The 14,258-nt window shown below is 56.4% G+C and carries 17 protein-coding genes and 2 pseudogenes; 10 read left to right on the top strand and 9 right to left on the bottom strand.

All coding sequences use genetic code 11. The features are described from left to right. Positions 1-27: 27 nt before the first annotated feature. The 4 genes from QZH36_RS03460 to QZH36_RS03445 are packed head-to-tail and all read right to left on the bottom strand — an operon-like array spanning position 28 to position 3,510. Positions 28-357 carry a NirD/YgiW/YdeI family stress tolerance protein gene (locus QZH36_RS03460; protein ID WP_301729659.1) on the bottom strand — a complete coding sequence of 110 codons (330 nt, stop codon included), beginning with the start codon at positions 355-357 and terminating at the stop codon, positions 28-30. A 59-nt stretch (positions 358-416) separates the two neighbouring features. After that, positions 417-2,420, bottom strand: a complete 2,004-nt coding sequence (locus QZH36_RS03455) for an FUSC family protein (protein WP_301729658.1) — start codon at positions 2,418-2,420, stop codon at positions 417-419. Beyond that, positions 2,417-3,274: an efflux RND transporter periplasmic adaptor subunit gene (locus QZH36_RS03450; RefSeq protein WP_253454429.1), complete on the bottom strand. Its 858-nt coding sequence runs from the start codon at positions 3,272-3,274 to the stop codon at positions 2,417-2,419. Before QZH36_RS03450 ends, QZH36_RS03455 begins: the two co-directional genes overlap by 4 nt. Continuing rightward, positions 3,271-3,510 carry a DUF1656 domain-containing protein gene (locus tag QZH36_RS03445; RefSeq protein WP_253454428.1) on the bottom strand — a complete coding sequence of 80 codons (240 nt, stop codon included), beginning with the start codon at positions 3,508-3,510 and terminating at the stop codon, positions 3,271-3,273. The genes QZH36_RS03450 and QZH36_RS03445 overlap by 4 nt, the downstream gene beginning before the upstream one ends. A gap of 149 nt (positions 3,511-3,659) precedes the next feature. Here QZH36_RS03445 and slyA point away from each other — a divergent pair, with 149 nt between their 5' ends. After that, positions 3,660-4,094: a transcriptional regulator SlyA gene (gene slyA / locus QZH36_RS03440; RefSeq protein WP_253454427.1), complete on the top strand. Its 435-nt coding sequence runs from the start codon at positions 3,660-3,662 to the stop codon at positions 4,092-4,094. Positions 4,095-4,121: 27 nt separating this feature from the next. Here slyA and slyB (QZH36_RS03435) read toward each other — a convergent pair. Next, positions 4,122-4,295, bottom strand: a pseudogene (gene slyB, locus QZH36_RS03435) (outer membrane lipoprotein SlyB); the annotation flags it as partial. Between the two features lie 2 nt (positions 4,296-4,297). Here slyB (QZH36_RS03435) and QZH36_RS03430 point away from each other — a divergent pair. The 4 genes and pseudogenes from QZH36_RS03430 to QZH36_RS03415 form a co-directional block, all read left to right on the top strand. Beyond that, positions 4,298-4,662 (top strand): annotated as a pseudogene (locus QZH36_RS03430) (transposase); the annotation flags it as partial. Positions 4,663-4,839: 177 nt separating this feature from the next. Continuing rightward, positions 4,840-5,328 (top strand): type VI secretion system tube protein TssD, encoded by a 489-nt coding sequence (tssD, locus tag QZH36_RS03425; protein ID WP_301253231.1) that lies wholly within the window; start codon positions 4,840-4,842, stop codon positions 5,326-5,328. After that, positions 5,307-5,690, top strand: a complete 384-nt coding sequence (locus QZH36_RS03420) for a tlde1 domain-containing protein (protein WP_367652761.1) — start codon at positions 5,307-5,309, stop codon at positions 5,688-5,690. Before tssD ends, QZH36_RS03420 begins: the two co-directional genes overlap by 22 nt. After that, on the top strand, positions 5,687-6,268 hold the full coding sequence (locus QZH36_RS03415; RefSeq protein ID WP_301729656.1) for a hypothetical protein: 582 nt from the start codon (positions 5,687-5,689) through the stop codon (positions 6,266-6,268). Before QZH36_RS03420 ends, QZH36_RS03415 begins: the two co-directional genes overlap by 4 nt. A gap of 223 nt (positions 6,269-6,491) precedes the next feature. Here the strand turns inward: QZH36_RS03415 and slyB (QZH36_RS03410) are convergent, their stop codons facing one another. Continuing rightward, entirely contained in the window at positions 6,492-6,959 is a 468-nt protein-coding gene (gene slyB, locus QZH36_RS03410; protein ID WP_253461006.1) for an outer membrane lipoprotein SlyB, read from the bottom strand. 272 nt (positions 6,960-7,231) lie between these two features. On the opposite strand from slyB (QZH36_RS03410), the gene anmK reads away from it, so the two are divergent. The 5 genes from anmK to pdxY all read left to right on the top strand — a co-directional run bounded on the left by anmK (position 7,232) and on the right by pdxY (position 11,757). Then, the gene (anmK, locus tag QZH36_RS03405; protein ID WP_301729655.1) at positions 7,232-8,353 is read left to right on the top strand and encodes an anhydro-N-acetylmuramic acid kinase; all 1,122 of its coding nucleotides are present in this window, start codon (positions 7,232-7,234) and stop codon (positions 8,351-8,353) included. Positions 8,354-8,373: 20 nt separating this feature from the next. After that, positions 8,374-8,679, top strand: a complete 306-nt coding sequence (locus tag QZH36_RS03400; protein WP_253454425.1) for an MliC family protein — start codon at positions 8,374-8,376, stop codon at positions 8,677-8,679. A 60-nt stretch (positions 8,680-8,739) separates the two neighbouring features. Beyond that, entirely contained in the window at positions 8,740-9,393 is a 654-nt protein-coding gene (gene pdxH / locus QZH36_RS03395; protein ID WP_253454424.1) for a pyridoxamine 5'-phosphate oxidase, read from the top strand. A 134-nt stretch (positions 9,394-9,527) separates the two neighbouring features. After that, entirely contained in the window at positions 9,528-10,802 is a 1,275-nt protein-coding gene (gene tyrS / locus QZH36_RS03390; protein ID WP_301729654.1) for a tyrosine--tRNA ligase, read from the top strand. A 94-nt stretch (positions 10,803-10,896) separates the two neighbouring features. Continuing rightward, a complete protein-coding gene (pdxY, locus tag QZH36_RS03385) occupies positions 10,897-11,757 on the top strand; it encodes a pyridoxal kinase PdxY (protein ID WP_125289802.1) in 861 nt (286 codons plus the stop codon). A 33-nt stretch (positions 11,758-11,790) separates the two neighbouring features. Here the strand turns inward: pdxY and QZH36_RS03380 are convergent, their stop codons facing one another. From QZH36_RS03380 to QZH36_RS03370, 3 genes are all read right to left on the bottom strand, one after another. Further along, on the bottom strand, positions 11,791-12,531 hold the full coding sequence (locus QZH36_RS03380) for an NADPH-dependent oxidoreductase (RefSeq protein ID WP_301729653.1): 741 nt from the start codon (positions 12,529-12,531) through the stop codon (positions 11,791-11,793). Between the two features lie 86 nt (positions 12,532-12,617). Beyond that, complete coding sequence (gene gstA / locus QZH36_RS03375; RefSeq protein WP_301729652.1) at positions 12,618-13,223, bottom strand: glutathione transferase GstA; 606 nt, start codon at positions 13,221-13,223, stop codon at positions 12,618-12,620. An 86-nt stretch (positions 13,224-13,309) separates the two neighbouring features. Beyond that, positions 13,310-14,233, bottom strand: a complete 924-nt coding sequence (locus QZH36_RS03370) for a LysR family transcriptional regulator (protein ID WP_301253240.1) — start codon at positions 14,231-14,233, stop codon at positions 13,310-13,312. Between the last annotated feature and the right edge of the window lie 25 nt (positions 14,234-14,258).

Below are 14,258 nucleotides of genomic sequence, written 5' to 3'. Positions count from 1 at the left end.
CGCTCGTCGCGGCGGCAGGTTTATTGCTTAACGCACCACGCTAATATGATCGACTTCGATTTCGGTATGCCCGCCATTTTTATCCACGTCGCCGACCACGCGCACGGTTTTGCCAATCGCTACGTGATTGTCTTCCCACTCGTCATCATCAATGTCGATGCGGATTTTCCCGGTGCTGTCCTGCAGCCAGTAAAGATCGTCGTCGCCTGCATGTCCGGTGATTTTGCCTGTCAGCACCACGCGAGTATCATCGCGCAGCGTTTTCGCCTCTTTAACCGTGACGGTTTTTGCCGCGTGAGCATAAGCCGGCAGAGAACAGGCGAGCAGAAGAACGGTAGCCAGAATTTTTTTCATCATGATCCCTCATTCGTTAAACTCCATGTAAGCGTGGCCCAGTATAAATGAAAAATTCGGTGTTATGTCAATGTCGAAGCCTGCTGCAGCTGTGAGAGCGAGCAGTAAAGCCGCCAGGCAATACCCGCCAGTTCCGTTTCGCTTTTTGTTTTGCCCGCCGCCAGCAGATCCAGATTTTCCTGCAGTTCCTTTAACGTCTCTTCCAGCGCGTGCTGCTGTACGCCTTTACCGCTGATAATACGATGCAGATTGCTCAGCATGGCGTCCCGCACCGCCAGCAGTGCGGGCGAATCACACTGCCAGTCGCGCAGCTGCCAGACAATGTGCGAACAGTTCAGCAACACCACGCCCCAGCGCAGCAGCCACAGCCTGGCCGGCTCGTCACGGCTGGCGTTCAGCTGGTTGACCCGATAGTAAATCAGCGACTCAAAGCGGCTCTGGCTAAGGTGCGGCCTGCGGCTGAGCTGATCGAGAAACTCGCGGCGCAGCGCCCGGATATGGCGGCGGCTGCGCCGCTTGTCGGAACTGGGCCGCAAAATAAGAAAAGCCAGCCACGCAAGCAGCACGCCGCACACCTTGGCGATATTATTGTTAATAAAGCTTTGATAGTCATAGGTGGGCGGATTGGTAACGGCAAGAAACGAGCCGCCAAACACAATCAGCTGGCCCCACAGCGCGGCGCGCTTTTTCTGCTGCACCTTGAAAAGCTGTAGCGTGACCAGCAGCGGAAACAGCAGCAGCAAAAACTGCCACAGCACGCTGATTTGCACCATCAGGCCGAACTTGATGATAAAGCTGAACACGGAAAGCAGCAGCAGCGTTTTCAGCAGCAGCGACACGCTGCTGACGGGCGAAGGCACGGAGGAGTAGAGCACGCAGCTGATGGCGGCCAGCGTTAACGCTGCCGAGCCCGCATCCCACTGGGTGGCGATGGTAAAAGCGCAGCCCAGCACGATCACGCTAAAGGTGCGCAGGGCGCTCCAGCTGGCTTCCGCGCTGTCGCTGTGCCTGGCGAGCGCCGGGGCGGCGGGCGGTGCGAGGCGGGTATCGTTGTCGGCCTGTTCAAACAGCCGCAGCCAGCGGCGGATATTCAGCCACAGCCAGCAGAAATAGCGCAGACGATGCCAGAAAGCCTGATAGCGATAGTCGCTTTGATCCTGCGGCGCGGCGCTGGCGAGCAGTCGCGCCAGACGATATTTATCGCAGTCGGCGCTCGCCAGCTCATCCAGCAGCTGCTGTACAACGGTATAGAGGCCTTCCGGCGCGTCGGGCCAGTTCAGCAGCATTCGGCGCAGGCTGGAGATCACGCTGGTGAGGCGCAGCTGCTGATGCAGGATATAGTTCAGCACGTTGTTTTGCCGACGAAAGCGATAATGGCTCCAGAACGCCTGAATACGCAGCAGATTAAGCGTGAGGATCTGCCCAATAACGTTTTCATGCGCGCTACGCACATTATCGGTGCTTTCGCGTTGCAGCAGCAGTCGTCCATGATCCAGCAGGCGAAGATGCATCTCTTTCAGCGAGTTAATCAACGTCTCGCCGTCCGAGGTGCTGGGCAGGATCATCATCATCAGGCCGCCGCACAGGATGCCGGTAATCACTTCGCAAACGCGCGCCTGGGTAATCTCCCACAGATCGCCGATTTCCGTAATATTAACCGTGGTAAACACAATAATGGCGGCGGTGTAGCCCGCCAGGGAAAACGCATAGGCAACGTTATTTTGATAATGGTTCTGGATCCAGGTGCAGAGCGCCAGCCAGCCCGCGATAGCCAGCGCAAACAGCCAGGGTTCGTTCAGCGTATAGCCCGCGATCAGCAGCGCCGCGCCCGCGCCCAGCAGGCTGCCCGCAATCCTGCCCAAACTTTTGCTGATTACGCCGCCGACGGTCGGAAAACTCACCACAGCGGCGGAAGTCATCGCCCAGTAAGGCTCGTCCAGCGCCAGCGCATAGGCGATGCTCAGCGCCAGACACATCGCGAGGGCATTGCGCAACGCGTAGCGCCACTGGCCTCGGGTCGCTTTGATCCACGGCAGGTTTTGCCACTCCAGCCACTGCCAGTTCATGGCGCAACGGTGATGGTGCAGGTGGTGCCCGCTACCAGCGGCAAATCTTTTGGCCACGCGGCCAGGCGAATACGCACCGGCACGCGCTGCGCAAGGCGCACCCAGGGCACGTTCGGTTTGATATCGGGAATGAGTGAGCTGTCGCTTTCCACGCTTTGATCGTAAATAGCGCGGCCAATGCTTTCGACCTCGCCGTGCAGCACGCGGTTATCGCTGTAAAGCCGCACGGTCGCGCGATAGCCGGGACGAATATGGCGCAGCTTGGTCTCTTCAAAATAGCCCATCACATAAAAAGAGTGGCTGTCGACCAGCGCGAAGACCGGCGTTCCGCTGGTGGCATAGTTACCGGGCCGCACCACCAGATTGCTGATCCAGCCGTCGGTTGGCGCGGCGATTTGCGTCTGGGTCAGGTTCCAGCGCGCCTGTTCCAGCTGCGCCTGAGCGGCCTTTGCCGCCGCCGCCAGCGACTTCGCGTTCAGCTCGGCCGCATCCAAATCTTCTGCGGAAATTACGTTGCGTGGCAGACTCTGACGCCGCCGCGACTCATGCTGAGCCTTCAGCAGATCGGCCTGTGCCTTCGTCAGCTGCGCCTCGGCGTTCAGCACCGCGATGCGATAAGGCTCGGCGTCCAGCGTCAGCAGCGGCGTGCCTTTGGTCACGAACTGGTTATCTTTTACCAGCAGCGTTTCAATGCGCCCGGAAACCTGCGGCGTGATATTAACCAGCTCGGCGCGCACCTTACCGTCCCGCGTCCACGGTGACTGCATATAAAAATTCCATAGCCACCAGCCTGCGCAAAGCGCGGCGGCGAAGAAGATCAGCGTTGAAAAATATTTTAGCGAGTTGAATTTCATACGAATGCCATCAGTAGCCACAGCGAAGCGCTGACGCAGAGAATAAACAGGGAAAGGTCGAGCAGGGTGGGATGCCAAATCTCGCCGGAATAGATCCAGCTGCGCAACACGGGGTGGATCAGCAGCCAGAGGAAAAACCCGGCCAGCACGGCTTTAAACAGCGGCGGAAAATAGAGCGACGCGCCGAAAACCAGGTCGGTTAGCGGCGAAACAGCCGCCGTAAAAGCATTGTTCACTTAAAGCACTCCTTGTTACCCAGGTCACAGCATAGCTGTAGATTGGCATTACGCTTAATGTGAATGATATTTGTATTCTGTCCTGTAAACTCGCAGAATAGCCTGGAATGAGGCTTGATAGCTAGCAAGCTAATTATAAGGAGAGGAAATTGGATACCCCATTAGGAACGGATCTCGCAAGACTGGTGCGCATCTGGCGATCGCTAATCGACCAGCGCCTGAAACCCCTGGAGCTGACGCAGACGCACTGGGTCACGCTGCACAATATTCATCAGCTGCCGCCGGAGCAGTCGCAGATCCAGCTGGCCAAAGCCATCGGCATTGAACAGCCTTCGCTGGTGCGCACGCTGGATCAGCTGGAAGAAAAAGGGCTGATTACCCGCACCACCTGCGCCAGCGATCGTCGCGCCAAGCGCATCAAGCTGACCGAGGAAGCGGCGCCGATCATTAGCGAAGTCGAGCATGTTATCGACGCCACGCGGGATGATATTTTGGCTGGTATTTCCCAGCAGGAGATCGACCAGCTGGTGACGCTAATCGCCAGGCTGGAAAAGAATATTCTGGATCTGCAAAACCGCGAATAAAAGAACCGGCGAGCGCCGGTTCCTTTTTTAGCGTGGCGAAACGGTAATCTGACTGCCGTTGGAAGCCAGCGCGACGCGCTGCCCTACAGCGAAACGGCTGTTGCCCTGTTTCTGCACCACCATAATGGTATTACCGTCATCCTTACGGATCTCCAGCTCCACGCCCTGGATTTTGTTCATGGATCCCTGCACGCCCTGACCGCGCGTACAGTCTGTCGGAAAGGCACGTGATGGCGCTATTGATACGATGCTGGATAAAGTATTTACACGGCTGTCGCCGGGTGATACGCCCGTGCTGCACACTGACCAAGGCTGGCAGTACCAGATGACGGCTTATCAGGACAGGCTCCGGGCGGCAGGCGTGGTGCAAAGCATGTCGTGAAAGGGCAACTGCCTCGATAACGCAATAGCTGAAAGCTTTTTCGGCATGCTTAAATCCTGATGCTTCTAGCTGGAAGAATTCAGCAGCATCCCTGCTCTGAAAGAGGCCATTGACGCCTGTATCCACTACTACAACCATGAACGCATCAGTTTGCGCCTCAATGGCCTCAGCCCGGTTGAGTTCCGCTTACTTCAACATTCAACAGGTGGCAGCCTGATCGCAGAGAACACGAGACGAAGGCTGAATGTAGTCGGGGAAATGCATGTTTTATTGACTTGTCTCAATAAAATATCAAACAACATTCCATCATGAAAGATTGGACAGAGGATAATCGCCCATTCAACTAATAAGGGAATTTATTCAATGGCTATTCCGGTTTACCTATGGCTCGAAGATGACAGTGGATCTTCAATAAAGGGCAGTGTCGATGTGAATGGTCGGGAAGGAAGCATAGAAGTTAGTGAACTAATGCACTCTGTAGAACAGCCTACTGATTTTCTGACTGGGAAAGCGACTGCAAAGCGTTTACATAGCTCATATGCTTTCATGAAAGGCATCGATAGCTCATCATCTTATCTTTACAAAGCATTGTCTACAGGTCAGCCCCTAAAAAGGGCTGTATTTAAGTTCTATCGCATCAACCACAACGGATTCGAGGAAGAGTACTTCAGGACCACGCTGGAGAGCGTGAAAGTAACAGAAATAGAACCGCTCATGATGGATATAAACAATCCTCAATGGGAAAGGCATGACCATCTTGAATACGTTGATTTAGCTTATGAGAAGATCACATGGCATTATCTTGATGGCAATATTATTCATTCTGACTTATGGAAAGGACGGGCTGCATAATGGCGTGGATATATGATGTAAAAACACACACTTTTACCCGTAACGGTGAAACTTATACCGCTGACTATGCCGGAGCGACTGGATATAAAAATGATAGCTCTCAAGAATGTGTGAGCGGGAAAGGCCCTCTTCCCAGAGGGACTTATACAATCGGCTTCCCCCACAATTCCCCTCATACGGGGAAATATACGCTAAACCTTACCCCTAACCTGAGTAATGCAATGTGCGGACGCTCAGCCTTTCGCATACATGGCGCGAGCAAGAGGCATCCACTGGACTCATCCGAAGGATGTATTATCGCCCCCATCAGCGTCAGAAAGAGCATTTGGGCAAGTGGTGACAGGGAGTTAAAGGTGAAATGAAAAATATTGCCCTTGCCCTTGCTGTAATGGCTTCTCCTGCTGCTATGTCTATGCAAATGGAGGGGTTTGGTGCTAACTATTACCAGGATGATGCATCCGTTCCTGAATACAATACTAACAAGGATTTATCGCCTCACGTTATTGTTGGCGACAACGTGTTTGTTATGGAATACAGCCCCCTTGCAGACATAGCGAAAACTACTGACGTAACCATCAACAAAGGAGATCAAGCCTCATGGCTTTGCCTGAACTCAAAAGGCGTGAACTATTGGTTTATTTCTGATAACGAGATGGGGCAAGGCAATTTAACATCTATAGCAGTAGCCAGAAATGAGAGGACGAAAGGATGTTATTCTTATTCAGATGATTTAAGCGTAACAATCAAGGGGATTCCTTTATTGAATATGACATTGAAAAACATTTCATCATCATTTTCTGACACTTCAGATGCAAAAGTGTTTAGATATTGCAATGACACCAAGATTTATGGTGATTTCACACAGATGAACTGCCTTCAGTACAATCTTAAAGACAAGAATGTAGAGGGTGTAATAATTAGTCAAATTACGACTAACTGAACTTGCATAGGATTATTAAGTCCAAAACTGCCTGTGCGCAACTTTGTAGAGGATTACTGGAACATGTAAGCGATGTGGTTCTGGTTGTTCTATGAAGTCCCCTGAACATCTGCTTATGGTCAGGGGACTGCTCATAAAAAACTGTGTCTAACATTACGGGGGTGCAGTCCACTGAATGGGCTTTATCCGCACTCTGATGATCCGGCGCGAGCCGGTTCCTCGGTTAGCGTGGCGAAACGGTGATCTGGCTGCCGTTGGAAGCCAGCGCGACGCGCTGCCCTACAGCGAAACGGCTGTTACCCTGTTTCTGCACCACCATAATGGTATTGCCGTCATCCTTACGGATCTCCAGCTCCACGCCCTGAGTTTTGTTTATGGATCCCTGTACGCCCTGACCGGCCACGCCGCCGGCAATTGCGCCTGCCGCCGTCGCCAGGCTGCGGCCCGTGCCGCCGCCAACGGTATTACCCAGGAAGCCGCCGAGCACCGCGCCGCCGAGCGCGCCGATCACATTGCTGTCGTCGCCGCCCTGGATCTGGACGGGACGGACGCCAACCAGCGTGCCGTAAGTGACGCTCTGCACCTGTTTCGCTTCCGAGGCGGTGTAAACGTCGCCGGAAAGCGAGCTGTCATTGGCGCAGCCTGCTAAAGTCACACCGGTCAGTGCTACGATCATCATGCGCTTCAACATCATCAAACTCCTTTCTTTTCCATGTGCTGCAGTCAATTGCGCAGCGATCAATAACCTAATTATATGGTACAGGCAATGCCTGCTGTGTGGTTACGTCAAAAAATTGCTTTAAGCATAGCGCAGTGCGGGTAAACCTGAAATCAATGCCGGCGCGGAAAGCGCAGTAAAAGTCTGTCATCATGTAAAAATGCACAGTTAATCATAGAATTGCTGCACCGTTTTTGCGACGCTGTACCCAGGTTTGATATTCCCACAGCGGGTAAGGGACTTTGATGAGATCGGGACGTTATATAGGCGTAATGTCAGGAACCAGTCTGGACGGCGTGGACGTGGTGCTGGCCGCAATTGACCCGCAGATGGTGGCGCAGCAGGCCAGCTACTGCCATCCCATGCCGCTGGCGCTGCGCCAGGAGATCCTGGCGGTCAGCCAGGGGCAGTCGCTGACGCTTTCCCGGCTGGGGCAGCTGGATACGCGGCTGGGCCGGCTGTTTGCCGAAGCGGTACAGGCATTGATCGAGCGCGAAGGGCTGGAGAAAGAGGATATCGCCGCCATCGGCTGCCACGGGCAGACCGTCTGGCACGAGCCGCTGGGCGACGCGCCTAATACGCTGCAAATCGGCGACAATAACCAGATAGCCGCGCTGACCGGCATTACGGTGGTGGGGGATTTTCGCCGCCGGGATATGGTGTTAGGCGGACAGGGCGCGCCGCTGGTGCCCGCTTTTCATCAGGCAGTGTTGATGCATCCTGAAGAGCGGCGGATGGTGCTGAATATCGGCGGCATTGCCAACCTCTCGCTGCTGCTCCCCGGCCAGCCGGTGGGCGGCTACGATACCGGGCCGGGCAATATGCTGCTGGACGCGTGGATCTGGCGTCACCAGGGTCAGCCCTACGATCGGGACGGCGCCTGGGGCAGCAGCGGCCAGGTAGTGTATCCTTTATTGCAGCAAATGCTGGCGGATCCCTGGTTTGCGCTGGCCGCGCCCAAGTCTACCGGCAGAGAATATTTCAATCCGGCCTGGATCGACCGGCAGCTGGTTAACTTCCCCGGTCTGCCGCCGCAGGACGTGCAGGCCACGCTGGTGGAGCTGACCGCATCCACTATTGCGCAGCAGGTGATGCTGAGCGGCGGCTGCGAGCGGCTGCTGGTGTGCGGTGGCGGCGGAAAAAACCCGCTGCTGATGGCGCGGTTGAAAGCACTGCTGCCGGGCATTGAAGTCAACGCCACCGATGAGGTCGGCATTCGCGGTGACGATATGGAAGCGCTGGCTTTCGCCTGGCTGGCCTGCCGTACGCTCTCATCGCAGCCGGGCAATCTGCCTTCCGTGACCGGCGCGCGCGAAGCCTCCGTGATCGGTGCAATCTTTCCCGCTAATGTTCAGCGCTGCCGCTGAGTTATCTGAATGGAGCAAAGATGAAAAAATGTTTATTGCTGATGGCCGCGCTGCTGCTGAGCGGGTGTCTACATCAGACGCCTGAAAAAATCAGCCGGCTGCACTATCGCTGCGGCACGCTGCCGCTGTCGGTGCTGCTGGATAACGATCGTGAGGAAGTGAATCTGATTCTGGACGGCAATCCGCTGACGCTGAAGCAGCAGCCCGCCGCTTCCGGCACGCGCTATGCCGATGAAAACTACGTTTTCTGGTCAAAAGGCGACGGCGCTTTTGTGGAGCGCAACGGCAAAATCATCATTGACGACTGCCGGCTCGAAAACCGTTAACTCGTTGAAATTGATTGTGATGAGGCGCACAATGCCTCAACTCTGATAGCGGAAAATCCCATGAATGACGACAGCCTACAGCAGATTGCTCATCTGCGCCGTGAATATACTCGTGGCGGCCTGCGCCGCAAGGATCTGCCTGACGACCCGCTGGTGCTGTTTGAACAGTGGCTGAGCCAGGCGGTTGCCGCGCAGCTGCCGGATCCTACTGCCATGAGCGTGGCGACCGTGGACGAGCACGGGCAGCCTTACCAGCGCATCGTGCTGCTGAAGCATTTTGATTCGCGCGGCATGGTGTTTTACACCAATCTGGGCAGCCGCAAAGCACAGCATCTGGAAAAAAATCCGCGCATCAGCCTGCTGTTTCCGTGGCATATGCTGGAGCGCCAGGTGATGGTGCTGGGCCGCGTTGAAAAACTGTCAATGATCGACGTGATAAAGTACTTCCACAGCCGCCCGCGCGAAAGCCAGATAGGCGCATGGGTATCGAAACAGTCGAGCCGCATTTCCGCGCGCGGCGTGCTGGAAGGCAAGTTTCTGGAACTGAAGCAGAAATTTCAGCAGGGCGAGGTGCCGCTGCCGAGCTTTTGGGGCGGCTATCGCATTACCATAGACTCAATGGAGTTCTGGCAGGGCGGCGAACATCGTCTGCATGACCGCTTTTTCTACCAGCGCGACAACGAGGCGTGGAAAATCGATCGTCTGGCGCCCTGATTGCGCGAAATAATCCGTTAAGCGCTGGCACAGAGCCCGTCGGCGCTTTATTCTATACCCCTTTTTTTCATCCGCTAGCCAGCGGAGAGCTGTGTACCAGCAAAGGTGCAGACTTTTTTTACACGGAGTCACAGATGGGCAGCAGTAACCTGATTAAACAATTGCAAGAGCGTGGCCTGGTCGCCCAGGTAACGGATGAGGAAGCGTTAGCAGAGCGGCTGGCGCAAGGGCCAATCGCGCTCTATTGCGGCTTCGATCCGACCGCGGACAGCTTGCATTTGGGCCATCTGGTCCCGCTTCTCTGCCTGAAGCGCTTCCAGGATGCCGGTCACCGTCCGGTGGCGCTGGTGGGCGGCGCCACCGGTCTGATCGGCGATCCGAGCTTTAAGGCGGCCGAGCGCAAGCTGAACACCGCGGATACCGTTAACGAGTGGGTGGAAAAGATCCGCGGCCAGGTCGCGCCTTTCCTGAACTTCGACTGCGGCGACAACAGCGCCGTAGCGGCCAATAACTACGACTGGTTCGGCAGCATGAACGTGCTGACTTTCCTGCGCGATATCGGTAAGCACTTCTCCGTTAATCAGATGATTAATAAAGAAGCGGTGAAGCAGCGCCTGAACCGTGACGACCAGGGCATCTCCTTTACCGAGTTCTCCTACAATCTGCTACAGGGCTACGACTTCGCCTGCCTGAACGAGCGCTACGGCGTGGCGTTGCAGATTGGCGGCTCCGATCAGTGGGGCAACATCACCTCCGGTATCGATCTGACTCGTCGTCTGCATCAGAACCAGGTGTTTGGCCTGACCGTTCCGCTGATCACTAAATCCGACGGCACCAAGTTCGGTAAAACCGAAGGTGGCGCGGTGTGGCTGGACGCGAAGAAAACCAGCCCGTACAAATTCTACCAGTTCTGGATCAATACCGCGGACGCCGACGTTTACCGCTTCCTGAAGTTCTTTACCTTTATGAGCATTGAAGAGATCAATGCGCTGGAAGAAGAAGACAAAAACAGCGGTAAAGCGCCTCGCGCCCAGTATGTGCTGGCGGAGCAGGTCACGAAGCTGGTGCACGGCGAAGAAGGCCTGACCGCCGCGCAGCGCATTACCAAAAGCCTCTTTTCCGGCAGCCTGGCGGAAATGACCGAAGCGGACTTTGAGCAGCTGGCGCAGGACGGGATGCCGTTTGTTGAGCTGGAAGCCGGTCAGGATCTGCAACAGGCGATGGTCGACGGCGATTTAGCGCCGTCTCGCGGCCAGGCGCGTAAGCTGATCGAATCGAAAGCGGTAAGTATCAACGGTGACGTGCAGCTCAGCGCGGAATACGCGTTTGCACCGACAGATCGCCTGTTTAATCGCTTTACGCTGCTGCGCCGTGGTAAAAAGAACTACTGTCTGATCGTCTGGAAATAATGCTTCAGGCGTGAACAGACAAAGGCGCGTCCTGAAGCAGGGGCGCGCCAGCCCGCTTTTAAGCATCCCGTCCCTTTTTTCCGGCAAGGTTTCCATGAAAAACATTCTCTCCGTCCAGTCGCACACCGTTTTCGGCCATGCCGGCAACAGCGCCTCGGAATTCCCGATGCGCCGCATGGGCGCAAACGTTTGGCCCCTGAATACCGTACAGTTTTCTAATCATACCCAGTACGGCCAGTGGACCGGCGTGGTCATGCCTGCCAGCCACCTGACCGATATCGTCAGCGGCATTGCGGCTATCGACCGGCTGAAAACCTGTGATGCCGTGCTCAGCGGCTATCTTGGCTCCGCAGAGCAGGGCGAGCAGATCCTCGAAATCGTTCGTCAGGTGAAAGCGGCTAATCCCGACGCCTGGTACTTCTGCGATCCGGTAATGGGTCATCCTGAAAAGGGCTGCATCGTTGCGCCCGGCGTGGCGGAGTTTCATGCCCGCAGCGCGCTGCCCGCCAGCGATATTATTGCGCCGAACCTGCTGGAGCTGGAGCTGCTCAGCGGTCATGAGGTCAACAGCGTGGAGCAGGCTATCGCCACCGCGCGCGAGCTGATCGCCAAAGGGCCGAAAATCGTGCTGGTGAAGCATCTGGCGCGGGCAGGCCAGCGCAGCGATCGCTTTGAGATGCTGCTGGTCACGGCGGATGAGGCCTGGCATATCAGCCGTCCGCTGGTGGATTTTGGCGTGCGTCAGCCGGTAGGCGTCGGCGATCTGACCAGCGGGCTGCTGCTGGTGGATCTGCTGCACGGTCTGGGGCTGAAAGAGGCGTTAGAGCACATTACGGCGGCGGTCTATGAAGTGATGCTGAAAACCCATGAGATGGGAGAGTATGAGCTTCAGCTGGTGGCGGCTCAGGACAGTATCGCCAATCCCCAGCAGCATTTTGATGCGGTAAAACTCTGATATTGCCGGGCTGAAAGCAGCCCGGCAACCTCATTATTTCTCGTTGCCGAAGCCCTGCTTAAGCAGCGCGGACAGCACGTGCGGGAAATAGATATTTTGATAGTAGCCGGAAACGCTCTCGCTCCAGCTTTCGCCGTCCTGGCGGCCGATATTCTGCCAGTGCTGCACCATCTCCTGATTATAAGCCGCGATATTTTCCTTCAGGCCTTCGGTGCTGTAGCGCTCTTCGTGACGGAAAGTGCTCAGCGGCAGGCGCGGTTTCTGATGCGCCGGCTCATCCACATAGCCAAGCGCCAGCCCGACCACGGGGAAAGTCAGCTCGGGAAGATGCAGCAGCTCAATCATCGCCTGCGGATCGCGACGGATGCCGCCAATCGGCACAATGCCCAGGCCTTCAGCCCGCGCGGCCGTCATCACGGCGCCCAGCGCAATGCCGATGTCGGTCGCGCCGGAGACCACGCTTTCAATACTCTGCTGGGCAATCTGCTCTTTATCGATGGCCGCCATCGCCTGCTGGCTTTTATGCATATCCAGCACAAAGGTGATAAACAGCGGCGCTTTGGCAATCCACGGCTGGCCGCCGGCAATAGCGGAAATCTTGCCGCGAGCTTCGGCATTGCGCGTAATAACCAGCGACACCTGCTGTGAGTTCACCGAGGTTGGCGCACGGTAGGCGGACGCAACAAGACGATCGAGGATAGCGTCATCAATCGGACGATCGGTAAAGCTGCGCTCGCTTTTATGGGCGGTAAGGATATCAATTACGGAACTCATAGTACCTCCAGATGTAATAGCCGCAGAGTATAAGGCATTGCCGCTACGCGGTTTAACACCTTATGCGCTGGCTCATCCGCAGGCCTTCAGTTCAGTCCTTCCGCCTCTAAGGCCTCAATTACGGATGGTCGTGCCGCAACGCGCTGAAACCAGCCTTCCAGCGCCGACAGGCTGGCTATATTCAGCTTCAGCAATTTCGCCCAGCGCATTACGGTAAACAGATAGGCATCAGCGGCGCTGAAATGCAGGCCCGACAGCCACTGTTTGTCTTTCAGCTCGCCGTCGATCCAGGCGAACTTTTCCTCCAGCTGCTGGCGCAACACGGTTTTATAGTCGTCCGGCGCGGCATCGCTGAACAGCGGCGAAAAGCCTTTATGCAGCTCCGATGAGATAAAGCTCAGCCATTCCAGCGTCTGATAGCGCGCCAGCGTGCCGGTCGGCGCCAGCAGCTGACGGTCGGGCTTCAGATCCGCCAGATACTGGACAATCGCTACGCCTTCGGTCAGCACGGTGCCGTCGTCAAACTGTAGCGCGGGGACTTTTCCTTTTGGGTTTATCCGGCGGTAATCTTCCTGTTGCTCGGTGATCCCGGCGGCGGTATCGACCCTGACCAGCGTGAAATCCAGGCCCGTTTCCAACATCACGATATGCGGCGAAAGCGAACAGGCACCGGGCTTAAAGAACAGTTTCATGGCGTACTCCCTGACTCAGAGGAAAAGATGTTCTTAGCTTAGTGCCGTCTGCTCAAAAAGTCAGCGGCTTTGCGTACGCGGCTGGCTTAATCGATCTCTTTTTCGGGCTGGCCCGGCTTATTGGTCTGAAAACAGGCAAGCTCGGGCAGCGCGGCGCGAGCCAGCTCCCAGAATGCCCGCACGCGGGCGGGCATATATTTGACGTTCTGCGTCACCAGCTGCACCGGAACGGCGGCGCAACGAAACGCGGGCAGCACTTCGCACAGCGTTCCCGCCTGTAGATCCTCGTAAACCTGATAGGAGAGCAGGCGGGCGATGCCTTTTCCCGCGCGGGCGGCAATCAGCTGGGTTTCCACCTCGTTAACGGTTAGCCTGGGCGTGATGCGAACGCGCTCCTGCAAGCCAGCGGCGGTAAAGCGCCACGTTTTACTGGCTGTCACACCGGCAATCAGATGGTGATCCGCCAGCGCGGCAGGCGATAAAGGCTCGCCCATGCGGGCCAGATAGTCCGGGCTTGCGACCAGCAGGCGCCGCACGCGGCCGACCTCGACGGCAACCAGCGAAGAGTCGCGCAGCTGCCCAATGCGCACCGCCATATCCAGCCCTTGCTCAATCAGATCCTGATAGCCGTCGTTGAGCTGTAAATCGATTTGGATATCCGGATAGCGCTCCAGAAACGTCAGCACCAGCGGGGCGACATGCCTGCGGCCAAACTGCACCGGCGCGGTCAGGCTAAGCTGGCCGCTGAGCGGATTGCCGTCGCTGGCGGAAAGCGCCTGTTGATAAGCGTCCAGCACGCCTTTTGCCCGTTCAAACAGCGCAACGCCTGCGGGCGTCGGCGCCAGGCGACGCGTGGTACGCTCTATCAGCGTACAGGCCAGGCGCTGCTCCAGCGCGGCCAGCGTGCGGGTTATCGCCGCCGGAGAACGCCGCAGCATACGGGCCGCCGCCGCCAGGCTTCCCTGCTGCACCACGGCGACAAAGACCGCCAGCTCGTCGAGTTTATCCATCACCGTTTCACTTTATGAAATTATG

The sequence above is a fragment of the Erwinia wuhanensis genome (genome assembly GCF_030484085.1).
Taxonomy (GTDB): domain Bacteria; phylum Pseudomonadota; class Gammaproteobacteria; order Enterobacterales; family Enterobacteriaceae; genus Erwinia; species Erwinia aeris.
This window is presented reverse-complemented; position numbering and strand designations above follow the sequence as displayed.